This window comes from Paenibacillus sp. NPDC093718, assembly GCF_050279985.1.
Classification (GTDB): Bacteria; Bacillota; Bacilli; order Paenibacillales; family Paenibacillaceae; genus Paenibacillus_AQ.
The window spans coordinates 626,718-653,229 of sequence record NZ_JBNNUS010000001.1 but is presented as its reverse complement, the minus strand read 5'-3'; the positions used below and the strand labels follow the sequence as shown (position 1 = coordinate 653,229).

Below are 26,512 nucleotides of genomic sequence, written 5' to 3'. Positions count from 1 at the left end.
GAGGAATAGCGCATGGAGTCCATCATAAAGCTGGAATCATTGATTACCGAAATGACAGAGATTGTAACGGCGACTAATGAGGTGGAGTTCAATCTGAAGCTTGCGCCTGATAAATGGTCCAAGAAGGAGATCCTGGGTCACCTTTGCGATTCAGCGGTTAATAACCATATCCGGTTTGTGAAAATCTTGCTATCCGATTATCCGATTGCCATTTCGGGGTACGCGCAGAACGATTGGGTCCGGGTGAACGATTACCAAGATCAATATGATCAATCGGAAGTGTTGTCACTGTGGCAGCATTTGAACCGGATGATTCTGCGTGTCATGCAAAAAGCCGATTCATCAGATTTTCAGAAAAAATGCGTGCTGCCCGATAAAACGGAGGTCACCCTGGAGTGGTTGTTTAACGACTATGTGGATCATATGATCCATCACCTGGAGCAAATCGAGCTGTGATTACAGCATTGGAAATGGGTGTACAACAGGAAACGAAAGGTGCTCCAATATGTTCAAATTATGGAATCTTGCGATTCGATTTATTTTGGAATTGATCATGTTATTTTCGATAGGTTACTGGGGCTTCCACTACGGTTCCGGGCTCATGGCACAGGTCGGACTCGGTATTGGGCTTCCGCTGCTTGCAGCCGTCGTCTGGGGAATGACCATCTCTCCGAAGGCAAGGATCAAGCTGCCGCTTGCCGTGGTACTGCTCATCGAATTTCTTATATTTGCAACCGCGGTGGCATGCCAGATTTATTCGGGCTTTATTACGTTTGCCATCGTTTTTGCCCTTGTGGCTCTGGTCAACCGCTTCATCGTGATAAAATGGAGAATGCAGCTGTAACTATATGGAATTGCCCCTTATTCAACTGCACGACGCATTTATAAGTCCGTTAGAAAGACTGCCAACGTCAGATAATTAGATGGAGGCGGTCTTTTTGTATTGGATCCGGGATCAGGTTAAAAGACGAATTAAAGTCACGTCCTTTAGTCGTTCAGGATGATATGATGGTTGAAAGAAAAGCCTATGTCCGCCTGCTGGATAACCTCAGTAACGCAGCGAAATGGAGAAGCCAGCGTGATCATCTAAAATGCTGAAGGTAAAGGAGAATGAACTTATGACTTTGAAAATCGGTATGATTGGTTTGGATACATCGCATGTCTCCATTTTCTCGAAAATGCTGCATGACAAGACGCATCCCTATCATGTTCCCGGCGGACGGGTTACGGCGGCATTTCCCGGTGGATCCCCGGACTTCGAGCTTAGCATAAGCCGGGTGGAGGGATATACGAAGGAACTCGCTGCACGGGGAAGCAAAATATTGGATTCTCCGGAAGACGTCTCCAAACAGGTTGATGCCGTCATGCTTGAAGCGGTCGACGGAAGATCGCATCTGTCCTTGTTTCGCGCGATTGCTCCTCACTGCCAAATGGTATTTATCGATAAGCCGTTTGCGGTGAGCAGTAAGGACGCAGTGGAAATTGCCGAACTGGCGGAGCAGTTTCAGGTTACTGTTATGAGCAGCTCGTCTCTTCGATATGCGCAAGGACTTCAGGATGAGCTGGCTCGTGGCGGTGTCGATGATATCATTGGCGTGGACTGCGCAGGACCGCTTCCCCTTCAACCGACACAGCCGGGGTTTTTCTGGTATGGAATCCACGCGGCGGAGATGCTTTACTGCGTTCTCGGACCCGGATGCGTAAGCGTACATGTCGCCGCGACCGAATGGCATGAGGTATTAACAGCGGTTTGGAATGACGGGAGGATCGGGACGATTCGAGGCAACCGTGCAGGTAATGAACGATTTGGGATGACCATTCATCGCACGGAGGGTAGCAGCTTTGTGGACATTATGGCGCACCCCAAACCCTATTATGCGAGTCTCCTGGAGCAGATCATGAAGATGTTCACGACAGGTGTCTCGGATGTTCCTTTATCTGAGACGCTGGAGATCATTCGATTTCTGGAGGCTGCGAATGTCTCCCGCGAAACGGGTGAAACCGTGAGACTGGATGAGAACGATCGAACAGGACGCTAACGGAACAGACGCCATGTGAATCCCTGAGGGATGGAGGTTGTTGGGGAGGTCGATGTGATTCGCCTCGCCTGATAACCTTTTTGACCTGCAATTATACATAATATTTCCATGTTAGCCTCGTTAATTGTATGATAGACAGATCAAGAAAGTTCAGCAGCTATTCGTTAGCCGTGTGGAGAGGTGGTTAAGATGACATATCATATTCGGGTGAGACCGACAGCGTTGGTTTTTCAGAATGAGCATGTTTTGTTGGTTGAGTATGTAGATGAGAACGGATTGCATTACAATTTGCCGGGGGGCGGGGCCGAGCCAGGAGAGTCGATCGCAGAGGGAGCCTTGAGAGAATTGTACGAGGAAACCACGCTGGAAGCGCAGACTGGGCCTGTTGCATTTGTGTACGAGAATGCTCCGCATAAACAGTCTAGAGATAACATATCGGGCATCCATACGTTATACATCGTGTTTGAATGTTATCCACATGAAGGATCGTCCCCTAAACTTCCGGCTATTCCAGATCCGAATCAAACCGACGTGAAGTGGATTCCGCTTGAGCAGCTGGACGACATTATTTTGTATCCGAATATCAAGAAGCACATTATTCAGTATGCACAAGAACGCCGAAATATTGACATGATCGAGGATTACGTATTGGACAAATATGTGTGAGTTGAACGTAACAGGAGACCTTCATGAAATCGCATGTCAAAATGATCGCCTTGATCCTCCTCATCGGCTATACCGTATTGCTAACTTACTGGATGATTTGGGGATTCGGGAGGACCACTCAGCCGGAATTCAGTTATAATCTGGTTCCATTCACGACGATGGCAAGCTATTTTCCGATTCGCAGCTTGGGCTCATTGATCAATATCGTTGGAAATATCGCTGTGTTTGTACCTTTTGGAGTGCTCATTCCGCTTGCATTTCAAATTCGATTTCGTAAGATGCTAGCCTACTTTTTGACCGGGTTATTCGTGCTCGAAATGGCGCAACTGATCTCGCGGCGAGGAAGCCTGGATGTGGATGATTTTATTTTGAACTCGGTTGGTGTTATCCTGGGCTATGCTTTGCTTGGGGTCATCATGAAATCAAGGGGCAGACAACCGTAGCCGCATATTTCGATCATACCTAAAATAGTTTATAACAATCAGCAGAATGGCTTAACTACGATGTAGGGAAGTCATTCTGTTTTTTTATGTGTGGCTGATTTTGTTGTGTTAACGTTACATTCTCTACTCGAGCTGGATAACAGTGATATGGGGAATTGTGGAAAAAACTATTGTTCGATCAGGAACCTAAGCTTACAATGATATGAGGTGCTGGAAAATGTTGTGTGGAAAGGTGGAACTACGATGAAGGATTCCGTGATTAGTAAGCTGACTTATGGCATAGAGTTTACACATAACCTTCGGGATGATGTGGAAGCTTTTCTCATCAAGCATGGAGAGCAGGAAACGTTCGAGCATATCATGAATGTAGTTCGAGAGGCGTTAGCCATTGCACCGTTATTTGATGTCAGTCCTGATGCAGCCCGGCAGGCGGCGCTGCTGCACGATATCAGCAATGCGATTCCGGTGAGCGAAATGAAGGATGCCGCAGAGGAATGGTCTCTTCCCATTATGGAAGAGGAGCATCGATATATCAGGATCATTCATCAGAAGCTTTCCATGGAAATGGCTCAGCGCATCTTCGGCTGCACCTCACCGGACATATTGAACGCGATTGAATGCCATACAACGTTAAAAGCCGGGGCAAGCCAATTGGATAAGGTATTATTCGTTGCGGATAAGATCTCTTGGGAACTTGAGGGCGATCACGCCTATCAAGCGGACATGCGCAATAAACTGAGCGAACTGGATTTAGACGGAGCGGCGCTTGTGTATTTGGAACATGTATGGAATCAGCGTGACAAAATGAAATTGGTGCATCCGTGGTTAATAGCAGCTAGAAGTGAGCTAATTAACCAAAGGGTATAATCATTGTGCAACCGGATACAGCCACCGATAAACGGAAGGATTACACACCCTATGAACAATAAAACGATAGGCATGATTTTTATCTGTATTTCGGCTTTTTTGTACGGTATCCGGTACTTAACGGCCGCGATCGCTGGGATATACAGTCCCAGAATGTTTGAGGATTTGTTATCGGATTATGGAAAAGGGCCGTTGATATTCAGCATCATCAGTTTGATTCTCGGTATCTTATGCATCATCGTCCCCGTCATTCGTAAATGGCTAGCGGATGACCTGAACCAGATCAAGGATAACTGGAAGGAGTTTGACCAGCCAGACAACGCCGATAGGAATCCATAACAGAATGTTATTTAGATTATTAAGGAGGAATGCTGATGGGCGAAAATCAAGTTGCCGGCTTTTGGATCCGGCTAGGTGCCAATCTTTTGGATGGAATTATCGTGAGCCTTCCGTTATGGATCATTGCAGGGATTATCACGGGAGATTTTGAGAATGAGCCGATTTCTAATTTGATTTACAGTCTGTATGCTTTGTTGGTCCCCGTGTATTGGAATGGTTATACCATCGGCAAGCGCATATGCGGCATTCGCATTCGCAAATTCGATTTTCTTGAGCCGCCAGGCATTGGAACGATGCTTCTCCGCAACCTTGTAGCGGGAATCGTGTATGCACTGACGTTTGGAATTGGACTTATCGTGAGCATCTTTATGGTAGCGATGCGCGAGGATAAGCGTTCTCTGCACGATTTTATCGCCGGTACGGAAGTTGTGTATGATTAGGAGATGAACGGGGTTATCCAAATCTGGATTGCTGTCGGAGCGGTAATTCAAGGCGTTTCCATGATTGGAGTTGATTAGATATCGAGTTTACGATAAAAGGAATTGTCTTTGATATGGATAATACGCTGCTGCGTTCAAGCATTGATTTTGGCGCAATGAAGAGGGACATCTACGCCTTTCTGTGCCATCACAGAATCTTGCCCCAAGGTCTGTCCATGGACACCCACACTACCTCAACCATCATTGCTGAAGCTATGAATACAGGGCTGCTGTCGGAAGAACTTCGTCACGTGATGTGGGATATTGCCAAGGAACATGAGATGAGAGGGATGATCGGTGCAGATCTTGAAGCGGGTGCAAGAGAGCTTGTTCAGCGATTGCACGGGCAGCTGCATCTGGCCATTGTGACAAATAATGCGGTGGAAGCAGCAATGGCTGCTCTGGAAGAGAATAAGATTGCGGATTATTTTGATCTCATTATTGGCAGAGAGGCTATGGGTTTGTTAAAGCCGGCACCCGATGGTTATATGGAGGTACTGAAGCATTTCCCTCAAACATCGCCGAAAGAATGGTTGTCTGTCGGAGATGCCTGGGTGGATGGCAAGGCATCCGAGAGCGCCGGAATTCCATTTATCGCCTATTGTGGGAACATCGCCAGAATGAACAGCATGGGTGTTTTTCCGTTTGCGGAGATTCAGCATATACAAGACGTTATAGGTTATCTTCAGCCGCGTACCACTAAATAAATCTCGGAGGTGCCATCCCCTAGACAAGTTCTGTCATATTGATGACTCTATAGAATTCCTTTACCATCTCCATGTTAGACGTTGTATAATCATGGAAGACGCCAAATTCATAATAAGGACCCAGTCTAAGATAGAGCTACTCTACGGCTGGGTTTTGTCACATACTGGACGGCGAAGGAGGCATTGCTTCTTGATGAAGAAAAAAGCGTATATTACTGATCTGGACGGCACGCTGCTGCGTTCGGATCAAACACTATCACCTTTTACTACGAATGTTATGACAAACGCGCTGGAGCAGGACGTGATTATCACGTATGCCACTGCCCGCGGGTATATTAGTGCTCAAAGCGTTGTCTCGGATATCCCCTGGAAGTACCCTTTGATTCTATATAACGGCGCTTTGGTATATGACGGGGTGAATCGAACGGTAATCGATGGTTACTGGCTTGAACGGGACATCTCGAATGAGATTATCGACGTGGGAAGGAAGTTTGGTATTACTCCTTACTATTTTTCATTGGATGCGGATCATCGTGAGCGTGTATTGCATGAGTCGCTGCGGCGAGAGGGAGAGAAGGCTTTTTATCATAGCCGGCCCCATGATCCGCGATTTATGGAAGTGCGGAGCCTGAACTGCCCACCGGATTACCGGACGCTGGCTCTTACATATATTGGACTTTATGAGGAATTGGAGCCGATACGGTGCGAGGTTATGGAATTATACGGTGATGAGGTTCATGCTCATATGATGCCGGATTACTACATCCATAACCATTTTTTCCTGGAATTCAGTCATGCCAAAGCAAACAAACGTGACGGACTCCAATTATGGTCTTCCCATATGGGTATTGATCTGGAGAGCACGGTTGTCTTCGGCGACCACATCAATGATGTGGGGCTGTTTGAAGCCGGAGGCACCCGGATCGCGGTGCGAAACGCGCATGAAAGGATACGGCAGCTGGCTGACCATATTATTGAATCGAATGAACTTGATGGCGTCGCCCATTATATCCGGCAACAGATGGAACTGTCAGGAGAGAATACCTTTATATCCACTCTCGGAGGACAATAATGACAATACATCACGTTACACCCATTACTTAGAGCTCACACCTTTATCGAAATTAACTTTAACCAGCTCGGCAAAAGCGGAAAATGCCTTGTTCCTGAACCGGTCGTTGCGCCGGATCAGGCTTGTCGAGGTATGCCGGAAGGCTTCCGGGATCGAGAAGCTGCCCATATTCGCAAATTCTCCACTCAAGACGGAGGTGGGAAGCAGCGTAGCGGCAAGACCTGATTGTACGATGCCTAATTGGGTCTCTAATGATGAGACTTCGATCATATTGGTCAGCGGAACCCCTTCGCTTAACAGCCATCTTTCGAGGATGCTTCGAAACGGGCATCCCGCCGGAGCAACGGCCCATTTGGTCACCGCCAGATCGGGAAAGGGCTGCTCCTTCGACTTGGTCAGCAGTTTGACTTCATCCTCTTCTATATAATCAGCAACCAGCTTCGGCGGAATGTTTCCTGTCACAAATGCCCCGTCCAGCTGATAGTTTAATACTTGGGTAATCAGCTCCGAAGAACTGCCGGTCAAGAGCGATAGCTTGACGTCCGGGTACATGGTTTGGTAGTCCGACAAGGATTTAATGAAATGTCCGCAATGCACCGTATCCACGACGCCAATGGTTAACGAACCGCTTGGATAAGGCGTTTCCTGTACAGCACGCACCGCTTCTTCAGACAGATTGAGAATAGTACACGCATAGTCCCGGAACGTGCGCCCTTTTTCCGTCAAGGTCACTCCATTGGAGTGTCGGTTGAATAAGGGGACTCCCAGTTCATTCTCAAGCTTTTTGACCCGGGCCGTAACATTGGACTGCACATACCCAAGCTGCTCCGCAGCGCGGGTGATATTCCCTTCCTCGGCAATCCTTAGAAAAACCTTCAGATCGGTAAGCTCCATCTAAACCCTCCTCTCTTTCCTTAAGGCATCACTAAAAATGATGACAACATTATTATTTATCATTATACGGTATGCCATTTTTAGATTACAATCACAACTACATCACGAACATTTTATATACAAATACAGCGGAAGGATGTTGCAGGATGAAAAAGGCATGGTGGCTCTTACTATTGGCGGGGGCACTGGAGGTTGTATGGGTATCCGGATTGAAGCATTCCGATACCTGGTGGCAGTGGATCATTACCATCGCTTCTATTATATTCAGCTTTAAAGTTTTTCTGGACTCAGCGGCTAAACTTCCCATCGGTACGGTATATGTGATTTTCACAGGACTCGGGACAGCCGGTACGGTGCTAGTAGAGATCCTCGTGTTTGGCGAGCAGGCGAATCCCATTAAGCTGCTGCTGATTGGCATGTTGGCTGCAGGGGTGCTCGGACTCAAACTGGTCACGAAGGATACGGATAATCAGGCGAAGGAGAGTGGTGCGTAATGGAATGGATCGCTCTGATCGCTGCAGGGTTATGTGAAGTGTTGGGTGTGATTGCGTTAAGAAGGGTGAGCCTGACTCGCAGCTTGGGATCCTACATCTTTTTGGCCTGCTCGCTCGGTTCGAGTTTCCTGCTGCTGACGTACGCGATGGCCTTTATTTCCATGGGAACCGCTTATGCGATTTGGACGGGAATGGGGACGGCCGGCAGTACCTTGCTGGGGATGTTTACGTTCGGAGAACCGAAGGAAGCGCGTCGGATATTTTTCATTGCTTTAATCCTGGCTTCAGCGATCGGCCTTAAGATTATAACGTAACCCATAGGGGGGTGTAGAATTTCATAGACCTGTGAAGGATATTCTGATTCGCATATAGAATTTAGATATAGTTTGGTGTTTTGAATCCATGCGATCAGACGCCAGGTTGCATTTTTTATATGGGAAAGGACAGGTGTATCTTATGAAATTCAGCGAGTATCGCTATGAACGCCCCGACGTAAAAGCTTTTGAGCAAAAGTTTAAAGAGCAGCTTAACGCCTTCACCGCCGCCAGCACGTACGAGGAACAGGATGAGGCGATGACCCGCATTAACAAACTACGCAGTGAGATGGATACCCTGAGCCAACTGGTGTATATCCGGCACTCGATTGATACGAACGACGAGTTCTATAAGGCAGAGCAGGATTTCTTTGACGAGAACGGACCGGTCATCCAGGAATACATAACGGATTATTATCGGGCCCTCGTGGATTCGAAATTCAGAGCCGAGTTGGAGAACAAATGGGGGCGGCAGCTGTTCCAGCTGGCAGAGCTTTCCCTCAAAACCTTCAGTCCTGAGATCATCGAGGATTTACAGCAGGAGAATAAACTGACGACGGAATATACGAAGCTGATCGCTTCTGCTAAAATTCAGTTCGAAGGTGAAGAGCGTACCCTGTCGCAATTGATTCCTTTCCAGCAATCGACGGACCGCGATATGCGTAAACGTGCAATGGAGGCATCCAGCGGCTTCATGGCTGAAAACGAAGCAAACTTTGACCGCATCTATGATGATCTGGTTAAAGTAAGAACCAAGATTGCCAAGAAGCTTGGATTTAACAATTATGTAGAGCTTGGTTATGCCCGCATGGCCCGCACGGACTATAACGCGGAGATGGTCGCTAATTTCCGTAACCAGGTGCTGGAGCATATCGTTCCCGTTGCAAGCAAGCTGAAAGAACGTCAGCAGAAACGAATTGATGTGGACCAACTGCTGTACTACGATGAGAACTTCTCATTCAAATCGGGGAACGCAACACCGAAGGGTGACCCGGATTGGATCGTCAACCACGGTGCGAAGATGTATGAAGAATTGTCTCCGGAAACTCATGAGTTCTTTACCTTCATGCAGGAGAACGGCCTTATGGATCTGGTTGCCAAAAAAGGCAAGCAGAGCGGCGGATACTGTACCTATATTAGCGAGTATGGCGCACCGTTTATTTTCTCCAACTTTAACGGGACTTCCGGTGATATTGATGTGCTGACGCACGAAGCAGGTCATGCATTCCAAGTGTACGAGAGCAGAGGGTTCGAGGTACCGGAGTATGGGTTCCCAACCTATGAGGCGTGCGAAATCCATTCCATGAGCATGGAATTCTTCACATGGCCGTGGATGGACCGTTTCTTCGAGGATGAGGCCGATAAATACCGCTTCGACCATCTCGCAAGCGGACTTATCTTCATCCCTTACGGCGTAACGGTTGATGAATTCCAGCACTTTGTTTATGAGAATCCGGATGCGACGCCGGCTGAACGGAAACAGGCATGGCGCGAGATTGAGCGGAAATATCTGCCGCACCGGAACTATGATGACAATTCCTATCTGGAGCAAGGCGGTTTCTGGCATAAGCAGGGTCATATTTTTAGTTCACCGTTCTATTATATCGACTATACGTTGGCTCAAATCTGTGCATTCCAATTCTGGAAGAAGATGCATGAGGACCAATCCGCTGCATGGGCAGATTATCTGAACCTGTGCCGTCAAGGCGGAAGCAAGTCGTTCACCGAACTGGTGAAGGTGGCAGGTTTGATTTCCCCATTCGAGGATGGCTGTGTCACTTCCGTCATTGGCAGCATCGAAGCTTGGCTGGACAGCGTAGACGATGCAGCTCTTTAAATCGTAAATAAGCATGGCTAAGACATGCAGGAGAACATGAGTGAGTAAAGACTCAGGTGTTCTTCCTGCATGTTTTTAATAGAAAGCATCTTTCATAGTACCAACTTATTGCCCAAAAATTAGGAGGATTATGACTATGATTACATACAAACCGTTAAGCGAGCTTCCGATTCGGGAAGTATCGGAGTTGTGGAATCGCTCATTTGAAGGATACATGGTGAACGCCTCGATGCCGCTGGACCGCTTCATTGCCCGTATCGGAAACGATGGTCTGTGCATGGAGAGATCACTCGCTTGTTACATGGATGGCGTACCGGCCGGCATCGTCATGAACAGCTTTCGGGAGGAAGATGGCGTTAAGATTGCACGTAACGGCGGGACAGCGATAGCTCCCGATTTCCGGGGGAAGGGAATCGGCAAAAACATGATGGAGAAAAACGAAGAGCTGTACGTAGAACAAGGCGTCCGTCGTGCCTATTTAGAGGCGATCAGCACAAATGCGCCGGCGATTCGACTCTACGAAAGCGTTGGATATCATATCATCGACCGGCTGCTCATCATGGCGAATGAACAGTCTCCGGAGCAGCAAGGTGCGAAGAATACTCGTTCACCGTATACGCTGGTCAGAGGCCTAGCAGCGGAGGCTGCATCGGTAGCCTTCTATCGATCCGGTGAAGTCTGGCAGACAGACGCTTCCAGTATCAAGGATGGCGAATGCGTTATTGTGTATGAAGGAGAAGAACAGGTGGGCTTTGGTTTGTTTAAGCGTGTGTTTGATGGCTCAGGTAGTTTGGCAGCCATTACGCTGTTTCGCTGTGAGGCCGCTCCAGAACATCCGGATGCAGAAGCTGTAATGAAGACCGCGGTACTGGAGATGATACAACCCGGTTATGCCTGCAAGCGGTCCGCATTCAACATCCGCTCTTCGCATAAGGAACTGGTAAACGTGCTGCAGGAGCTTGGATTTACGAACTCGATGGAGCAGGTGCTTATGGTTCATGAGTACAGCGCTACATAGGTTGAATGAATTCGTAAAGTTCGAAAGGAATTGCGTGTATGAGAAAAAACACGGATATGAGCCTGTACCCGGCTCTCTCGAAAGATATCCAATGGGGCGTAGTCCGAGCCAGGTTTGCCTTCGGAGATGAAATCGAAGAATCGAAGGTCAGCAACGTCACGATTCTTCCGTTTGCCGGGGATCGTTGCATTATTTATCAGGTAGCGGACGGAAGCTGGGAGCTTCCCGGGGGAACCCTGGAACCCGGCGAGTCCTATATGGAAGGACTTAGACGGGAGGTTAGAGAGGAGCTTGGCGCAGAACTCGAGTCGTTCCGGGTCTTCGGCCAGTTCCGTTGCGAATCCAGCAGCAAGACACCTTATCGGCCGCATATTCCCCATCCTCATTTTGTCAGATTGGTTGGATACGGGGATGTACGCATCGTCGGTGAACCGCTGAATCCAGAGGATGGGGAGCAGGTCATCGCGGTAGAAGCCGTTGATTTGGAGGAAGCCGTGAAGTGATTGGAAGAGACGGGCAGGCAAGATATTGCGGACCTGTACAAGCTTGCTTATGCCATACGTCAAGAAGACCGTTCGATTCAACTAACTAACAATGAGCCATGAGTTAGGCGAGGGAACGTTTGATGAAAGAAACAACCACGATCTACCTCGTGAGACACGGACAGACCAAGTGGAGTGTGCTGCACCTATTTCAAGGACATATGGATTCGCCGCTGATGAAGCTGGGCATTGACGTGTAGTGATCGTCTGAGAAATATGTTGCATAGAGGGAACGCGCTGAACAGAAAAGAGGTGTAGATACTGGAACACTTATTTCAAGAGCTGTTGCATCATTATTTTCATGGCCCTGTGCATTCGATCGAGACCGTTCCTTTCGGCATGACGAATGACTCCCGAATTGTAGCAATGAACCAAAAGAAATACGTTGCAAGAATATACAATCATCATACGAAGAATGAAGAGAGGTTACGGTTTGAGGTTGAACTAACAGCTTACTTGGAGCGTTGTTCCTTATCATTTGATGTTCCCGGTTTCGTCTCCAGTAAGGATGATGCGAAGTACGTGGTTCTGTCGGACGGTTCCCTGGGCTCCCTGTCACGGTTTATCGAAGGTGAGGTCCCTGAACTATCCAGCATGACCGATGTGCTAAGTTACGGGCGGACAGTTGGGGAATTATCATATGCTCTTCAGCAATTCGAATCAAATTCCGTTAGTGTGGTTTGTCCTGCGATTGCGTTCCATGATGTTTACAATCTCCATCCTCTGTCAGATGAGACGAAAATTAATGAGTTTTTGGCATACCCTCCTTTTGAGATTGATGCCGAACAGAAAGCTGTATTGCATGGATACTATGAATCAGGGTTTAACCATGCAGCTGAACTGAATGTACTGCCTAAGCAAATGGTCCATCATGATATTTTAGTTTTTAATCTCTTGATCGATCCCCAGTCCAGGGAGATGAGTGGTGTGTTGGATTTTGATTTTGCGGCTATGGACATCCGGATATGGGAACTATCCATTTGTCTGAACCATCTTCTTCAACATGAGGACCAGACCTTGACAAAGGTCGAGCTTTTTTTAGATGAATATCGAAAATATATGAGGTTGACCCGTGCAGAGATTCAGTGGATTCCCTATATTATGCAGTTATACTATGTTTCATTATTAAGCATCTATATCGGACAGCATTTTGCCGGAAGGAACATCGCCTCCTATTTTCAGCTGATGTTGAATCAACTTCGGATCAGAAGAGAATGGATGGAACGAAAGCAACATGAGTTTGCTGAATTGTTGTATTCGAAATGTTTATGAATGTGTTACACAAACAACTTCTAGGATGTGAACCATGCTGTGAGATTACCTTATAAAATAGGATATGCCGTTACATTGGTATGGCTGGTATGGATTGTCTACGGGTATGTGAATTACGATGCTATGGCAGACCGCGGCCAGCTCTCCATCGTCCTGCTGAGTGCAGTGATTGGCATTATTCTGCTTCCGATTTATTTTATATCCGTGCTGCTGTTCTATGTTTATAAACGAGGTCCGAAAAAGAAGAAATAAGGGGGCGTTACCGTGAGGGATCGATATCTATTTTTGCTTGGAGGAAACTCCTTTCAAGCAGAGGCAAATAGACAATTTATAGAGCAAGCTGGCGGTTCCAACGCCAGAATCGTTTTATGCATTATGAACAGACCGGGCTGGGAGGAGTATGTTCCCCTGTTCAGCAGATGTGGGCAGAATCAGGTGCTCGGGACTTGCAGGTCATCGTTCCTGCTGAGGATGGAAAGCTGGACATGGAACAGGCTGAACAGGTGCTGTCACAGGCCACGGGAATATTTATTGGCGGGGGCAACACGGAGAATTACCATCACTATTACGCGACCGGTCGTTTTAAAGAGCTGCTGATCAACTGTTACGAGAACGGCGTTCCTATTGCAGGAAATTCGGCAGGCGCCTTGATTCTTCCGGAGACCTGCCTTATATCGCCACTGGATAATGAGCAAAGCGTAATGCTGTTTAAACAAGGGGTAGGGTTGCTTTCGAATGTATTGATCAGCGTTCATTATACGGAGTGGAGCGACCAGTCCAATCTGCTGGAGGGTATGAGGACTAAGAAGGTGAAGCGCGGGATCGGCATCGATGAGCAGGCCTGTGCCGTATTTATCAATGGGCAGCTGGCTTATGCTTTGGGGGAAGCCGTCCATGAAGTCATCTTCGAGGAAGATGACCTGGATCAATATACGATTGTAAAGGGGCTGTCCCATAAGTAGGCGTACTCACTCGGCGGACGCTGAAGGTATAATGAACGTACAAAGAAACCGTACCTTTGGTAAAGGGTGGGGTCACACTTCCATCTTACCAAGAAACGGTTTCTTTTCGTATGTCTAACGTATGTTTTCGCACAACGGAGGCGGAGAGGACGAAACGATTCCGGACAAGCGAGAGCGGTCGCCTGAAAGCTTTCCAACGGAAAGCTCGCATCGAAAGCATATGCTTTGTCCCCGAATTTCTTCCTTGCTTTCAAACCATTCCAAGAAATTTGGGGGCAACAGCGATGGGAGGAACGATTCGTACACGGAGCGTCTCCTGACTGGAAAAGGGGCATCCGCCATATCTAAGATCTTTTGGGACACACCCTTTTGTATGCCAATGGGAAGGATGCCATCTGACAAAAATAAGAAAAGAATGGTTTTTTTATCTCAAGTGTGTCAAGATAGTACGAAAAATAAGCATCAGGGGGAACGGACGGCATGATCTATCATATGATTTCTAAAGAAGCCTGGATGGCAGCACGAGCGAATAGATTGTACGAGCCGCCGAGCTTACAAACGGACGGATTCATCCACTGCTCCACAGAGGAGCAAGTCAGCGGAGTAGCCAATACGTTCTACACGGGTATGACGGATCTAATTGTTCTGGGTATCCAGGAAGACCAGGTGGATGCGGAGATTGTGTATGAGGACTTATATGAGATGAACCAGTTGTACCCGCATATATATGGAGGGCTGAACCTAAACGCCGTCCAGAAGGTGTATCGTCTTGAGCCGGATGAAGAGGGGGTATTTGCGTTTCAGCCTTCTACCGAGCTTGAATATAGTGGATAGACCGTGATATGAATATTAATTTACATACCAAGGAGGGAACGCAATGATACTCGAAGTGGCCATGCTGCAAGTGAAACCAGGACTTACGTCAGATTTTGAACGCAATTTCCAAATCGCCTCAGGGATCATATCCAAGATGAAGGGCTATATCCATCATGAGTTGAAGCGGTGCCTGGAGGATTCGGATAAATACGTTCTATTGGTGAAATGGGAGACGCTGGAGGATCACACGATAGGTTTTAGGGGATCCGCCGAATATCAGGAATGGAAAGAATTGCTGCATCACTTTTATGATCCATTCCCCGTCGTTGAACATTTTGAAGATGTATACATAAAGTGACCGTTAAGGCAGGTGTTGGAGATGAGCCTGGAGGATCTTATAAGAGAGGTTTACGGCAGTCCGCCGCTGAAGATCGAAGCCATGTCATTTGGCCATACCAATCAGGTATATCGTGTGACGTTATCCGATGAGCAAATCATTCTCAGAACCAATGACAAGCCCGGCGTCCTGGAGCATACAGCGGACAATATTGCGATTCTCTCTTCATTGGGCTTGCCGGTACCGAGCGTAATTCGAACGGATGTATCCATGGAATTGGTCCCCTTTGCTTATATGATACTGGAGCACTTTCCCGGACGGGATCTCCGATATGAGCTTGAGGGTATGACGCATGAACAAATGACAGAACTTGCCGAACAGATCATTTCATACCAACGCAGCGTGTCAGAGCTTCCCAGAGGCACCGGATTCGGATGGGTTCCAATTGGAGAGCAGGGGCCCTTCTCATCCTGGACTCAGATCATCGATCGTGATATCCGCCAGCATATAGATCACATAATCGATGATGTTACTCCGGAGACTATCGTCCAATTGCAAAAAATGAAGCAGCGTTACACGCCTTATTTTGACCAAGTGGAGTCCATCTGCTTCCTTGATGATCTTACGATCAAGAATGTAATTGTGGACGAAGGCAAGCTTCAGGGTATCGTTGATTTTGATTGGGTCTGCTACGGGGATCCGCTGTACATGATCGCCCTCACCCAGACGGCGGTGGTCTCCGATATTGGAGATCAGGGGATGCCCTACGTGGAGGCGTTATGCAGGCATTGGGGAGTGAAGCGAGAACAACGGGCGCTGATTGATTTCTACTCCGTTATTCATGCCCTGCAGTTTATCGGCTTTCATAAAAAGGAGCACAACGATGTCTGCAAACAGCGAATGCTCTCATTCATATTAGAAAAAATCAACCGCGATACAAACAGAACCGCATGAGCTTAAGGAGCCCATGCGGTTCTTGTTATCTTATCGGGAGGTTGGCGCAAATCCCACTCTTGGTTTGTCTCGTTCCTTGGTATTCACGGAAACGTAGCGGATTGCGGTTAACGGTACATACAGCATCTCATATTCGTCCTGGTACCGGATAAATTGATCGCCTACTTCCTCCAGCGTGCCGTTCCGCACATAGCTTCCATCCGTAAAATAAATGCTCACTTCCTGATTCAGCAAACTTTTCAGCATATTCGGTCCACTCCTTGTGAATAAATTAGAGTATCGAATCTAACGGATCATGCCATTTTTTCGATTAGCGTCACAGTTTCGTGACGATATCGTCAATGATCCCGTATTCCTTCGCTTCTTCCGCCGACATAAAATAATCCCGCTCCATATCCTTTTCGACGCGCTCGACGGATTGACCTGTCCGCTCGGATATAATTTGTGCCAGCTTCTCACGGGTTTTCAGGATGCGTTTTGCCGTAATGGCAATATCGGTAGCCTGCCCCTGTACACCACCAAGCGGCTGATGGATCATGATCTCGCTGTTTGGCAGCGCAAGTCGTTTGCCTTTGGCCCCGGCCAGCAGCAGGATCGCGCCGTAAGAAGCGGCAAAACCGGTGCAGATGGTGTTGACTTGAGGTTTGATAATCTGCATGGTATCGTAAATGCCAAAGCCCGCGGATACCGAGCCGCCAGGACTGTTGATGTACATGTGGATATCCTTCTCAGGGTCCTCAGCCGCCAGAAACAACAGCTGTGCAATAATGCTGTTAGCGATGGCGTCATCGATGGCTGCACCCACAAACACGATTCGATCCTTCAGCAATCGGGAATAAATATCGTAAGATCGTTCGCCCCGGTTGGTTTGTTCTACAACATAAGGAACAACATTCATGGTTTCATCCTCCATACTCGTTAGGTTTTCAGGTTTCAGCAAGTAAACGAAGAGGCAGCCGCAAAAGATACGGAGAAACCACGAAATAAATTGTTCGAAAATCAAAGTAACGAAAAGATAACTTCATTCGTTTACATATAAGATATCTTTATCGAGATTAGGAAAGGAGTTGGCTTCCGATGACGATATTTCGACCGAGCGTTACCCCACTGGCTGATCTGAGCTTTGAGGAAATGAATGCTACCCTGCACAGATACTGTCTGTCTCTCACAAACTCCTCATGGGATTCCGATGATCTGGTGCAGGACACTTGGATCAAGGCACTGGAGCATATGAAGCAGCGGTGCCATGTCAACCCCGAAGCGCTGCTGCTTCGGATTGCCAAGAATACATGGATTGACCGGATCCGCCGGGATCAGACCTATAGACGAATTCTGGATGAGAAGCTGGAACATGTTTTGCCTAGGGAAGAAGCGTCGAACGAGGACAGCAAACTGAACATTGAGTTCGCTTTTCAATGGCTGCTGGAACACTTGTCGCCCCTGCAGCGAACGGTGCTCGTGCTCCGTGAAGTGTACGAATATTCTGTTTCGGAAACCGCGATGAAACTGAAAACGACGGAGGGAGCGGTGAAAGCGGCCCTTCATCGTGCCCATAAAGTGCTGCAGTCGCTGGATCCGGAGGAAGAGGAACTTGAATTGGCTATGCCGGAAGACGAGGAGATGACCCTGAATCTTCAGGCATTGGCAGAGGCATACCAATCCGGGGATGTTGAAGCGGTTGTGAGACTTATTCAATGGAACAGCCGCGAAGCCTCAGCCATCGGTAGCATGGTTCCGATGCAGGTTGAAACCCCGAGCGCAAGTTATATGATGTACGGCGGATATTCGTCCGACATGAGAATGGCAGCGTAAAAGCGAAGATTCGAGCAGGTTGATCATACACTTATCGGGAAGGCCGGAGCAGAGGTTGCTCGGGCCTTTTTTTGATGCAAATTAACAATCTTGAGTTTGAAAATGACAACATGAATCTCCGTCCACCATATCGTCATTCAGCGCTTCCGGATGTATACTATAAACCAAGTAGAACCGTTAGGAATGAGGGGTTAGGTTGCAGACCGAAGTGAAGTTGTACACCATGTGCATGATACAAGACGGAAGCAGAGTCCTGCTGATGAACAGACCGGATGCCAAAGGATTTCCCGGTTTTATTGCGCCCGGCGGCAAAGTGGATTTTCCGGAAAGCATTGTGAACGGAGCGATTCGGGAAGTTCGGGAAGAAACCGGCTTGATTGTAAAAGACATCGTCTATAAGGGCCTTGAGGAATCGTGTGAGCCGAATACAGGTCTACGGTATATGGTGTTTAATTATTTGGCCACTTCCTTTGAAGGGGAGTTGCTGGAGCATCCACCTGAAGGAGAGCTGTTATGGGTGGACCGGGAAGAGGCATTAAAGCTGCCCATGCAGGATTGGTTTAAACGCCGGTTTCCGTTGTTTTTTGAAGAAGGCACATTTGAATTAAGCGAGATTTGGGATGAGCAGACGGGGATTGTTCTGGATGAAACCATCAAGCGGTATCCGGCGAAATCACCTCAGGCGGCAGGTGTCGTTGATTAACGAAGGGAGCTGTGTTCATGTTGGTCAGGGCGGTGTTCTTTGATTTATTCGAGACGTTAATTACAGAATTCGCAAACGGCAAGCGGATATCCAAGAGGTCCTATGATTATATGAATAGACTCGGGCTATCCGAAGCGGAGTTTAAACGGGAGTGGAGCATCCGGTTTGAGCAAAGAATGAATGGTCATTTTCCCACCTATCACGCCGCGATCCGGGATATCCTTGATTCCCGGGGTTTACCCTATCATCAGGAACACGTAGAGTTTCTCTATCAGTCGAGAGTCGGCGAGAAGAAAATCCCTTTCAATACGATATCGAATGAGATCTGCAGGATGCTGGAGCTATTGCGTAAACGGGGTCTGAAGGTGGGCATGATCAGCAATTGCTCGGAAGAAGAGGTGATTTCTTTTGGCCAGAGCGGATTGGCGCCTTACTTCGACGACGTTATCTTTTCATATGAAATTGGGATAGCCAAGCCGAACCCGGAAATCTATCGAATGGCTTGTGACCGATTGTGCGTAACACCACAGGAATCTCTGTTTATCGGGGATGGCGGTTCAGATGAGCTGAGAGGCGCCAGCAATGCCGGTCTTAGGCCATATCACGCCTTTTGGTACAACACGTTTATTGAGAGCGAGTATGAGAAGATCCATCAACCGCTGCAAGTGCTGGATCTTATCGAATATGCTATTAAAAAGGAGTCGCCCAGCAATGAAACTGCAGGCTATTAATCATCTCTGTTTTTCTGTTTCGGAATTGGAACGGTCCATCGCTTTTTATAGGGACGTATTTGAAGCCAAACTTCTGGTTAAAGGGAGAAAGCTGGCTTATTTTGATCTGAACGGACTGTGGATTGCTTTAAATGAAGAAGATGTCGACAGAAGCACCGCGAATAGAACATATACGCATATTGCCTTTACTATGGAAGAGGAAGAATATGAAACAACGCTGCTTCGTCTGAAAGCGCTCAAGGTGGAGATTTTGCCGGGAAGGGCAAGGGACGAGAAGGACAAGCAGTCGATTTACTTCCTGGACCCGGATGGGCATATGTTCGAGTTTCATACGGGCTGCTTGAAAGACAGGCTGGATTATTACCGCGCGGATAAAGAACATATGACCTTTTACGATGCCGAATAGTTAGGGGTACGAACGATTCCAATTGCAGATCGAGGGGATGAGCCGATGAACCTTGCCAACAAAATAACGATAGCCAGAATAATGCTGATTCCATTATTCATTCTTTTTTTTGCTGAGTATCCGCTATGGCTGACCGAGAACAGCCGCTTCTTCAGATTTATTCATGTTTATGGAACCTACATTGCGCTGGGCGTGTTCATTCTTGCTTCGGCTACGGACAAGCTGGACGGTTACATCGCGAGGAAATACAATCAAATCACGAATCTCGGAAAACTACTGGATCCGCTCGCGGATAAACTGCTCATATCGGTTGCCTTAATCATGATGGTTCAATCAGGGATGGTTGCGACATGGATTGCCGTTGCCATCATTGCGCGGGAATTTGTGATCACAGGGCTTAGGATGGTCGCATCCGAGCAGGGAATCGCATTGTCCGCTGACAGTCTCGGCAAATTGAAAATGGTGCTTCAGGTGATAGCCATTGCAGCGGTATTGCTGGATAATTATCCGTTTCAGCTCGTCACTATGATTCAAGTGGATGAATTTCTCATGCTTGCAGCAGTCGCCTTGACGATATATTCGGGCATCCATTATCTGTTGAACAATTATAAACTCATAAAATTGAACTGATTTAAGCAGGAAGACCGTTACCCCGGCTTGACTGATAGGGACAGCTGTCTATTTCATCACGCCGGATTTGTTTGGAATCCGGTGCTGGGAAATTATCCTACTTTGTGCCTATTTTGGCGTCAGAAGGTAACGATTTCATCCGGGACTGTCGATATAGAGATAGACTGAAAAAAAGCCTGAGAGACAGAAGGTACAAAGGAGAGAAATAAATGAGCTTAAACAGAAAGACAACGAAGATGTTTCTTGTCGTTGTGATGATGTTGGCGATGGTTTTTCCAACCAGCGTATTCGCCGCCTCCGGGGACGTAACGTCGATTGAATTTGATACGAACGAGAGCAAAATTTACTTAACCGTTAATGAAACTTCGGAACAACTTCGAATATTGGCTAACATTGAAGGCTCTTCTACGAAGAAGGATGTAACCAATGAGTCGACGTGGACTTCGTCCAACACGAGAATTGTAAAGGTTGACGGTGGACTCATCATTCCACTGGAGAAAGGTACAGCCCGAGTTACGGCAAAATACAAAGGCGCGATCAAGACGATTGACGTCGACGTTAAATTTGCCATTGACGAGTTTAAACTGGATCAGCCCGATAAAGTGGAGCATAAGCTTGGAACGGAAGGTCTAACCGTTAAAGCATTGGCTGACGGAACAAACGACGTAACCACGGAAGCGAAGTGGACCACTTCCGATGACAGCGTTGTAAAAGTAAGCAAAGGCGAACTGACCCTTGTGGGTTTGGGAAGCGCAACCGTGACTGCGGAATACAAAGGACTTAAGGCTTCCTTTACGGTCAAAGTCATTGCGCCTTACCAAAAGCTTGCGATCGTTCCGGGCGAAGATCTGGAGCTCTTGGTTGGCGATGCGCCTGTTGAGCTGAAAGTATTCGCCAAGCAGTCGGAGACCGATACAGGTATGGACGTAACGGATAAAATAGAGTTGAAATCGTCCAATTCTTCCGTAGCTACAATTGAGGATGGCAAGCTAAAGCCGGTTGCGTTGGGTAAATCTACGATCAGCGTAAGCTATCTGGGTTCAACGGCCAAACTGGATGTGTATGTGCGCAATCCTTATGAAGCTTTGATTCTGGATCAGACGGATTTCGTCAAGAATCCGGTTCTGTTTATGAATGATTCGATTACGGTACAAGCCAAGGTTCGCAACGCGGCTTCGCAATCCATTGACGTGGCCGGGGAATGGACCTCATCCAACCCGCTGGCTGTGTCCGTTAATGGTGGCGTGATTACAGCGAGAGCTTCGGGAACCTCTACCATTAAAGTGAGTTACTTGGGAATCAGCAAAGAATTCACGGTAAAAGTATATCCGACCGTGACCAAGTTTGAGGCAGCCGATACGGAAGTGGATGTGCTGAAAGGCGAGTCCAAGTCCTTCCCTAAAGTGACGGGAACGCTGCTGGACGACGAGAAAGAGGATTTCAGCAGCGCGGTTAACTGGACTTCCAGCGATGAGAAAGTGGTAACGACCGATGATGGTAAAATCAAAGCCATTGACGCCGGTACAGCAACGATCACCGGTAAGATCGGTTCCAGAGAAGTAGCGACGGTGCCGGTTACCGTCAATGAAAAAGTGCTGGTGCTGCTGCCGGATGTAGAGGAGTATCAGCTGGTTATGGGCAGAAGCATTGCGCTGCCGAAAGTAAATGCTGTATTTGAAGATGGCACGGAGAGCGATGTGACCTCATCCGTTGAATGGTCACTGACGGGCTCGGCAGCTGTCATTAAGGACGGTACGCTTAAGGCATTAACCAAAGGCTCGACAACGCTGAAAGGAACTTACCTGAACAAAGACATCAAGATTCCGGTCGTGGTTGAACAGGAAGTTGTGAAGATCGTTGTAGAACCTGAGAAAATCGATCTCAACATTAAGAAATCCAAATCGATTAAAGTTACAGGCTACTACAGCAACGGCAAGACGGTTTCGCTCTCCTCCAAGATGAATTGGAGCTCGTCGGACAGCGCGATTGTGACGGTATCCAAATCGTCAATTAAAGCGGCTGCCGAGGGTACGGCTACGATTACGGGCTCTTACCAAGGCAAAGAGGTTACAGTTAAGGTAAACGTAGTTCCGAAATTGAAGAAATTGACGGCAAGCGAGAAGAAGTTGAATCTGAAGCCTGGTGACGTTAAGACCGTAACGGTTACGGCCGAATTCGATACCGGCGCGAAAACCAATGTTGGAGACACCGCCGTATGGACAACCAGCAACTCCAGCGTTGCCAAAGTAACGAACGGACGTATTGAAGCGATCGCGAAGGGAACCGCCCGCATTAAAGGGCAGTACAATTCAAAGACCGTATCCCTCACCGTCTCTGTCAAATAGGACAACAGATTAGCAGCAGCCCGGCTTATAGAAGCCGGGCTGCTGTCTTTTCTATGGACTCGGCCTTTCTTGGCCATTTTGAAGCTCCTGCAGCTTGTTTTGAAAATATTCCTGGTTCGCCAGTATCGTCTCATCACCTGGGCGATAGGCAAGCGCCTGCTCATTATGCTGATTGGCAAGAGCATGGGCCCCGATCCGGTCGTAACAAACGGCCAATTGCAGGTGAGGCAGCCAGGTGGAGAAAGAGGGATTGTGAAATCCCATATAACCCGGAGGCAGCTCAAGCTCGGTCGCCAGTTTATACCAGTAGATAGCCGTATCGTAGTTGTTTTTCACGAAAAAATGATAACCAATGCGGCAGCAGAATTCGGACCGCGGTGGCGCATAATGCAGGGACCTGATAGAGGATTCAAAAGAGGCTTGCCCGTTTCCGAGTTCGTGATGGCAATCGGATAGCCTGCTGCAGGCCGTGAGTATATCCTCAATCCAGCCTTGTTCCGTATGTAAAAATTGTTCGTAATAATCAATAGCTTTCTCGAATTGGCCGTGATCCTTCAGCTCATTCGCATAATAGAATAAATCTCGTGGCGTGAACGATTCGCCAGCCTTCTCACGCTTCTCGTAAATTCTAAGATTCCGGCCGGTATCGGGATCATGCTTCGAGCTTAGATGGGTAATCGCGATATCGCTATTGATAATATTGCCGTAGACCTCTAGATACTCATGGACGTGTCCGATCCATCGGAAGCCTCTGTTACGCTTCACAAGACGGTTGCGCCGGAGACTGAAGGTGACATTGCCAAATTCGTCTGAACTTAAATGGTAGAGCATGGTAACGGAATCGATGCCGGATGTAAGGTTTTCTTTAAGCGCTTTTAACTTGAGCTGGTCTTCTTCCAATAGTATGTCGTCAGCATCGAGCCACAGGATATAGTCCTGGGTAGCCTTGCTAAAAGCGAAATTGCGCGCAGCCGAGAAATCATCAATCCACTCAAAATCAAAGATGAACTCTGTAAAGGATTGAGCGATTTCTTTTGTACGATCGGTAGAGCCTGTATCGATAATGATGATCTCATCCACGATGTCGGCAACACAGGATAAACAGCGGTTTAAAACGAGCTCCTCGTTTTTTACGATCATGCACAGGCTGATAGTGTTCAATGAAATTACCCCCATGTATGGTTTTGATTCATAACAATATGCCAGATGTATATTCAAGTCAGCTTACGAAATGAACCTTTTGCAGGAAGCTGTTTGTAATTTGGTCTGGATTTAACATTTCCCTAATGGTAAAATCTTCACTAATTTGAATAGCAAATCATAGACGGTGCAAAAAGAAGGGGCAGAGGAACATGAAATCCATAAACGTGCTTCATTACGATGCATTCTCCGTGCAGCCTAACAAGGGGAATCCTGCTGGTGTGGTTCTGAATGCAGATGATCTGACGGAGGAAGAGATGCAATCCATCGCCCGCAGCGTTGGATTCAATGAAACGACCTTTATCTTACAATCAGAGCAAGCAGATATTAGATTGAGGTATTTTACTCCCGGCCATGAAATGAATTTATGCGGTCATGCCACCATGGGATCCATGTATGCTTTGAAAACCAGGGGACTGCTGCCGGAAAAAGAAACTGTGTGGATTGAGACCAAGGTGGGCATTTTGCCTATAGAATTTCAAAATGCCGAGGGCCGGTTAACCATGAAGATGAAGCAGGATCACCCTCAATTCATATCCTTCGAGGGGGATGTTGACCGCTTGGCATCATCCATAGGACTGAAACGTGACGATTTGGACTTAAGTATGCCCATCGTCTATGGAAGCACGGGGATTTGGACATTGTTGGTCCCGATAAAAGGGTTGGACCATTTTGACCGGATGGTGCCTGATAATGCAGTGTTTCCGGACATTTTAACCGAAAATCCCAAGGCTTCACTGCATCCTTTTTGCCTGGAAACGATGGATGCGTCTTCGTTCATGCACGCGAGACATTTCTCATCGCCGTATTCTGGTACCGTTGAAGACCCGGTAACTGGAACTGCATCGGGGGTAATGGGAGCTTATTATTTGACTTACCTGAACCCTGAGTTATCCTCCGCTCGATTTAATGTTGAACAGGGCCAGGAAATGGGGAAAGACGGTAGAGTGCATGTTCATGTGGAACGTATTAAAGAGACTATGGATGTCTATATTTCCGGTACGGCGGTGTTTGTCAAGGAATTCCAGATTAGCTATTGATGGATGACCATCGAATGATAGAATTATCGACATAAGTTAATTCATACAAGGAGTGCGACTCATGCAGGAACAAGAAGAAATAATGATTTATCCTAAGGTAACCAAAATGCTAGTGGGCTCTTTGGCGTTTGTACTGCTAGGTAGTGGATTGGTATACGGCGGGGTGACGTCGGATAACATGGTTATCGCCATTGTCGGCATCATCTGTGCGTTGTTTTTTGGCGCGGGACTGGTGTTTGCCGTCACAAAGCTGTTCCAATCGGCTCCGGCGCTCTTGATCAATAAGGAGGGGATCGTTGATAAATCCTCCTATGTGAGCGCAGGAGCCGTTGCGTGGGACGAAATTAAAAATATTCATATCTATCAGATAAAGAATGAGAAATTCATAGGAATTGAAGTTTATGATCCTGATCATCTGATGTCCCGGCACCCTGCCTGGAAGCGGAAGCTCATGCGCATGAATAAGGGCATGACGGGCGCTACGATTCATATTTCTGCATCGAGTATCTCCGCTAATGTATACGAGCTGTTCCCCTTGCTGTATCGAAGATGGAATGCGTCCAAATCTAGCCCGGATCAGATGCTGAAGGAGGAGAATATGTTATGAGAACATTTAAGCCGGAAATGACTTTGGATATGGCGGTAAGCCATCTGAAGCATATTGAAGGGGAATCGGTAATGAATGTCACCCCCATCGAGATGGGGGAACTGAGCAAGGTGTTCCGTTACCGCAAGGGCGATGCCGATTATGTCATTCATTTTAAGGATAATGAGGATAGCCTACATAAAGTGTTCAAAATCTACGATATGTACGGCGAACAATCCGTGCCCATTCCCCGTATCCACAAGGTAGGGAGAGTGGAGAATATTCATTTTTCCATCTCGGACAGAGTATCCGGAACGCCGATCAGTGCTCTTGAGCCGACGCAGATTCGTGCGCTCATCCCCGACATTGTCCATCAATTCATGCGGATCCGTCAGGTATATGTCGCGGATTCCCATGAGGGTTACGGCTGGATTACTCCGGAAGGCAAGGCAGTCCATCGTTCATGGCTGGACTACATCACGTCTGTTTTCGATGAAGAGCAGGAAGGCTTCTACCATGGATGGCACAATCTGTATGAGAACAGCTTTCTGGAACAAGAGTTTTTTGAAGAAATCTACCAAACGATGATCGAACGGGTTCGCTATTCGCCTCCAGAGCGATATCTTGTACATGGAGATTTCCATTTGGGTAATATGCTTGGAGAGAACGAGAACGTAACGGGGATCGTGGATTGGGAGATGGCCATGTTCGGCGACTTCATGTTGGATGTTTCTGTTCTTCATATGTGGTACCCGATGCTGGAGTTTCCGAGAAGGCTGCAGCAAGCCCTAGAGCAGCAAGGCGTAAGTATTCCTTATTTTGAGGAGAGACTGTTAGGCTATCAACTGTTCAAAGCGCTGGACGGACTCCGTTTTTATGCGAAGAAGGATGATCCCCACAGCTATCAGTTTATGAAAGACAAAATTATATCACTATTAAATCGATAGATCCCTGCGGGGATCTTTTTTTATGAGAGAAATGTGTGAATCGGAATAGTTAACTGACGA

35 protein-coding genes are annotated in these 26,512 nt (G+C 47.4%); 31 read left to right on the top strand and 4 right to left on the bottom strand.

Annotated elements, in window-relative coordinates:
* Positions 1-12: 12 nt before the first annotated feature.
* From ACQKPA_RS03180 to ACQKPA_RS03135, 10 genes are all read left to right on the top strand, one after another.
* Positions 13-456 (top strand): DinB family protein, encoded by a 444-nt coding sequence (locus tag ACQKPA_RS03180; protein WP_427489297.1) that lies wholly within the window; start codon positions 13-15, stop codon positions 454-456.
* A 49-nt stretch (positions 457-505) separates the two neighbouring features.
* Positions 506-844, top strand: coding sequence for a YrdB family protein (locus tag ACQKPA_RS03175; protein ID WP_427489295.1), 339 nt, complete (start codon positions 506-508; stop codon positions 842-844).
* A gap of 274 nt (positions 845-1,118) precedes the next feature.
* On the top strand, positions 1,119-2,039 hold the full coding sequence (locus ACQKPA_RS03170) for a Gfo/Idh/MocA family protein (protein WP_427489293.1): 921 nt from the start codon (positions 1,119-1,121) through the stop codon (positions 2,037-2,039).
* 189 nt (positions 2,040-2,228) lie between these two features.
* Positions 2,229-2,705: an NUDIX domain-containing protein gene (locus ACQKPA_RS03165; RefSeq protein ID WP_427489291.1), complete on the top strand. Its 477-nt coding sequence runs from the start codon at positions 2,229-2,231 to the stop codon at positions 2,703-2,705.
* Between the two features lie 23 nt (positions 2,706-2,728).
* Complete coding sequence (locus ACQKPA_RS03160) at positions 2,729-3,148, top strand: VanZ family protein (protein ID WP_427489289.1); 420 nt, start codon at positions 2,729-2,731, stop codon at positions 3,146-3,148.
* Positions 3,149-3,391: 243 nt separating this feature from the next.
* A complete protein-coding gene (gene yqeK / locus ACQKPA_RS03155) occupies positions 3,392-4,015 on the top strand; it encodes a bis(5'-nucleosyl)-tetraphosphatase (symmetrical) YqeK (RefSeq protein WP_427489287.1) in 624 nt (207 codons plus the stop codon).
* 51 nt (positions 4,016-4,066) lie between these two features.
* Positions 4,067-4,354, top strand: coding sequence for a hypothetical protein (locus ACQKPA_RS03150; RefSeq protein WP_427489285.1), 288 nt, complete (start codon positions 4,067-4,069; stop codon positions 4,352-4,354).
* A gap of 35 nt (positions 4,355-4,389) precedes the next feature.
* Positions 4,390-4,794: an RDD family protein gene (locus ACQKPA_RS03145; RefSeq protein WP_071219906.1), complete on the top strand. Its 405-nt coding sequence runs from the start codon at positions 4,390-4,392 to the stop codon at positions 4,792-4,794.
* Positions 4,795-4,886: 92 nt separating this feature from the next.
* On the top strand, positions 4,887-5,540 hold the full coding sequence (locus ACQKPA_RS03140; RefSeq protein WP_427490252.1) for an HAD family hydrolase: 654 nt from the start codon (positions 4,887-4,889) through the stop codon (positions 5,538-5,540).
* 193 nt (positions 5,541-5,733) lie between these two features.
* A complete protein-coding gene (locus tag ACQKPA_RS03135) occupies positions 5,734-6,612 on the top strand; it encodes an HAD family hydrolase (protein WP_427490250.1) in 879 nt (292 codons plus the stop codon).
* A 24-nt stretch (positions 6,613-6,636) separates the two neighbouring features.
* Here ACQKPA_RS03135 and ACQKPA_RS03130 read toward each other — a convergent pair whose 3' ends face one another.
* A complete protein-coding gene (locus ACQKPA_RS03130; protein WP_427489283.1) occupies positions 6,637-7,506 on the bottom strand; it encodes a LysR family transcriptional regulator in 870 nt (289 codons plus the stop codon).
* A gap of 146 nt (positions 7,507-7,652) precedes the next feature.
* Between ACQKPA_RS03130 and ACQKPA_RS03125 the strand changes: the two genes are divergently transcribed.
* From ACQKPA_RS03125 to ACQKPA_RS03070, 12 genes are all read left to right on the top strand, one after another.
* Positions 7,653-8,000, top strand: coding sequence for a DMT family transporter (locus ACQKPA_RS03125; RefSeq protein WP_127591125.1), 348 nt, complete (start codon positions 7,653-7,655; stop codon positions 7,998-8,000).
* Positions 8,000-8,314: a DMT family transporter gene (locus tag ACQKPA_RS03120; protein ID WP_427489280.1), complete on the top strand. Its 315-nt coding sequence runs from the start codon at positions 8,000-8,002 to the stop codon at positions 8,312-8,314. The genes ACQKPA_RS03125 and ACQKPA_RS03120 overlap by 1 nt, the downstream gene beginning before the upstream one ends.
* Positions 8,315-8,456: 142 nt before the next feature.
* A complete protein-coding gene (locus ACQKPA_RS03115) occupies positions 8,457-10,151 on the top strand; it encodes a M3 family oligoendopeptidase (RefSeq protein ID WP_427489278.1) in 1,695 nt (564 codons plus the stop codon).
* A gap of 136 nt (positions 10,152-10,287) precedes the next feature.
* The gene (locus ACQKPA_RS03110; protein WP_427489276.1) at positions 10,288-11,169 is read left to right on the top strand and encodes a GNAT family N-acetyltransferase; all 882 of its coding nucleotides are present in this window, start codon (positions 10,288-10,290) and stop codon (positions 11,167-11,169) included.
* Between the two features lie 38 nt (positions 11,170-11,207).
* Positions 11,208-11,672 carry an NUDIX hydrolase gene (locus tag ACQKPA_RS03105; RefSeq protein WP_427489274.1) on the top strand — a complete coding sequence of 155 codons (465 nt, stop codon included), beginning with the start codon at positions 11,208-11,210 and terminating at the stop codon, positions 11,670-11,672.
* Between the two features lie 122 nt (positions 11,673-11,794).
* Complete coding sequence (locus ACQKPA_RS03100; protein ID WP_427489272.1) at positions 11,795-11,911, top strand: histidine phosphatase family protein; 117 nt, start codon at positions 11,795-11,797, stop codon at positions 11,909-11,911.
* Positions 11,912-12,050: 139 nt separating this feature from the next.
* On the top strand, positions 12,051-12,983 hold the full coding sequence (locus tag ACQKPA_RS03095; protein WP_427490248.1) for a phosphotransferase enzyme family protein: 933 nt from the start codon (positions 12,051-12,053) through the stop codon (positions 12,981-12,983).
* Between the two features lie 39 nt (positions 12,984-13,022).
* Complete coding sequence (locus ACQKPA_RS03090) at positions 13,023-13,235, top strand: hypothetical protein (protein ID WP_427489270.1); 213 nt, start codon at positions 13,023-13,025, stop codon at positions 13,233-13,235.
* Between the two features lie 194 nt (positions 13,236-13,429).
* Complete coding sequence (locus ACQKPA_RS03085; RefSeq protein ID WP_427489268.1) at positions 13,430-13,945, top strand: Type 1 glutamine amidotransferase-like domain-containing protein; 516 nt, start codon at positions 13,430-13,432, stop codon at positions 13,943-13,945.
* Between the two features lie 480 nt (positions 13,946-14,425).
* Positions 14,426-14,779 carry a DUF952 domain-containing protein gene (locus ACQKPA_RS03080; RefSeq protein WP_427489266.1) on the top strand — a complete coding sequence of 118 codons (354 nt, stop codon included), beginning with the start codon at positions 14,426-14,428 and terminating at the stop codon, positions 14,777-14,779.
* A 43-nt stretch (positions 14,780-14,822) separates the two neighbouring features.
* Positions 14,823-15,119 (top strand): antibiotic biosynthesis monooxygenase family protein, encoded by a 297-nt coding sequence (locus tag ACQKPA_RS03075; RefSeq protein WP_427489264.1) that lies wholly within the window; start codon positions 14,823-14,825, stop codon positions 15,117-15,119.
* Between the two features lie 21 nt (positions 15,120-15,140).
* Positions 15,141-16,052, top strand: coding sequence for a phosphotransferase family protein (locus tag ACQKPA_RS03070; RefSeq protein WP_427489262.1), 912 nt, complete (start codon positions 15,141-15,143; stop codon positions 16,050-16,052).
* A gap of 30 nt (positions 16,053-16,082) precedes the next feature.
* Here ACQKPA_RS03070 and ACQKPA_RS03065 read toward each other — a convergent pair whose 3' ends face one another.
* Both ACQKPA_RS03065 and clpP read right to left on the bottom strand, forming a co-directional pair.
* Positions 16,083-16,298 (bottom strand): hypothetical protein, encoded by a 216-nt coding sequence (locus ACQKPA_RS03065; protein WP_071219928.1) that lies wholly within the window; start codon positions 16,296-16,298, stop codon positions 16,083-16,085.
* A 70-nt stretch (positions 16,299-16,368) separates the two neighbouring features.
* Positions 16,369-16,965 (bottom strand): ATP-dependent Clp endopeptidase proteolytic subunit ClpP, encoded by a 597-nt coding sequence (clpP, locus tag ACQKPA_RS03060; protein ID WP_074961827.1) that lies wholly within the window; start codon positions 16,963-16,965, stop codon positions 16,369-16,371.
* A gap of 164 nt (positions 16,966-17,129) precedes the next feature.
* On the opposite strand from clpP, the gene ACQKPA_RS03055 reads away from it, so the two are divergent.
* The 6 genes from ACQKPA_RS03055 to ACQKPA_RS03030 all read left to right on the top strand — a co-directional run bounded on the left by ACQKPA_RS03055 (position 17,130) and on the right by ACQKPA_RS03030 (position 22,679).
* Positions 17,130-17,864: an RNA polymerase sigma factor gene (locus ACQKPA_RS03055; protein WP_427489260.1), complete on the top strand. Its 735-nt coding sequence runs from the start codon at positions 17,130-17,132 to the stop codon at positions 17,862-17,864.
* 223 nt (positions 17,865-18,087) lie between these two features.
* Positions 18,088-18,567: an 8-oxo-dGTP diphosphatase gene (locus ACQKPA_RS03050; protein WP_427490246.1), complete on the top strand. Its 480-nt coding sequence runs from the start codon at positions 18,088-18,090 to the stop codon at positions 18,565-18,567.
* A gap of 17 nt (positions 18,568-18,584) precedes the next feature.
* Complete coding sequence (locus ACQKPA_RS03045) at positions 18,585-19,298, top strand: HAD family hydrolase (RefSeq protein WP_427489258.1); 714 nt, start codon at positions 18,585-18,587, stop codon at positions 19,296-19,298.
* Positions 19,279-19,704 carry a metallothiol transferase FosB gene (gene fosB / locus ACQKPA_RS03040; RefSeq protein WP_427489256.1) on the top strand — a complete coding sequence of 142 codons (426 nt, stop codon included), beginning with the start codon at positions 19,279-19,281 and terminating at the stop codon, positions 19,702-19,704. Before ACQKPA_RS03045 ends, fosB begins: the two co-directional genes overlap by 20 nt.
* A gap of 45 nt (positions 19,705-19,749) precedes the next feature.
* Positions 19,750-20,334, top strand: coding sequence for a CDP-diacylglycerol--glycerol-3-phosphate 3-phosphatidyltransferase (pgsA, locus tag ACQKPA_RS03035; protein WP_427489254.1), 585 nt, complete (start codon positions 19,750-19,752; stop codon positions 20,332-20,334).
* 209 nt (positions 20,335-20,543) lie between these two features.
* Positions 20,544-22,679 (top strand): Ig-like domain-containing protein, encoded by a 2,136-nt coding sequence (locus ACQKPA_RS03030; protein WP_427489252.1) that lies wholly within the window; start codon positions 20,544-20,546, stop codon positions 22,677-22,679.
* A gap of 51 nt (positions 22,680-22,730) precedes the next feature.
* On the opposite strand, the gene ACQKPA_RS03025 is transcribed toward ACQKPA_RS03030, so the two are convergent.
* The gene (locus tag ACQKPA_RS03025) at positions 22,731-23,840 is read right to left on the bottom strand and encodes a glycosyltransferase (RefSeq protein ID WP_427489250.1); all 1,110 of its coding nucleotides are present in this window, start codon (positions 23,838-23,840) and stop codon (positions 22,731-22,733) included.
* A 191-nt stretch (positions 23,841-24,031) separates the two neighbouring features.
* Here ACQKPA_RS03025 and ACQKPA_RS03020 point away from each other — a divergent pair, with 191 nt between their 5' ends.
* The 3 genes from ACQKPA_RS03020 (at position 24,032) to ACQKPA_RS03010 (ending at position 26,452) form a co-directional block, all read left to right on the top strand.
* On the top strand, positions 24,032-24,919 hold the full coding sequence (locus ACQKPA_RS03020) for a PhzF family phenazine biosynthesis isomerase (protein ID WP_427489248.1): 888 nt from the start codon (positions 24,032-24,034) through the stop codon (positions 24,917-24,919).
* 61 nt (positions 24,920-24,980) lie between these two features.
* Positions 24,981-25,526 (top strand): STM3941 family protein, encoded by a 546-nt coding sequence (locus ACQKPA_RS03015; protein WP_427489246.1) that lies wholly within the window; start codon positions 24,981-24,983, stop codon positions 25,524-25,526.
* A complete protein-coding gene (locus tag ACQKPA_RS03010; RefSeq protein ID WP_427489244.1) occupies positions 25,523-26,452 on the top strand; it encodes a phosphotransferase family protein in 930 nt (309 codons plus the stop codon). Before ACQKPA_RS03015 ends, ACQKPA_RS03010 begins: the two co-directional genes overlap by 4 nt.
* The last annotated feature ends 60 nt before the right edge of the window (positions 26,453-26,512 follow it).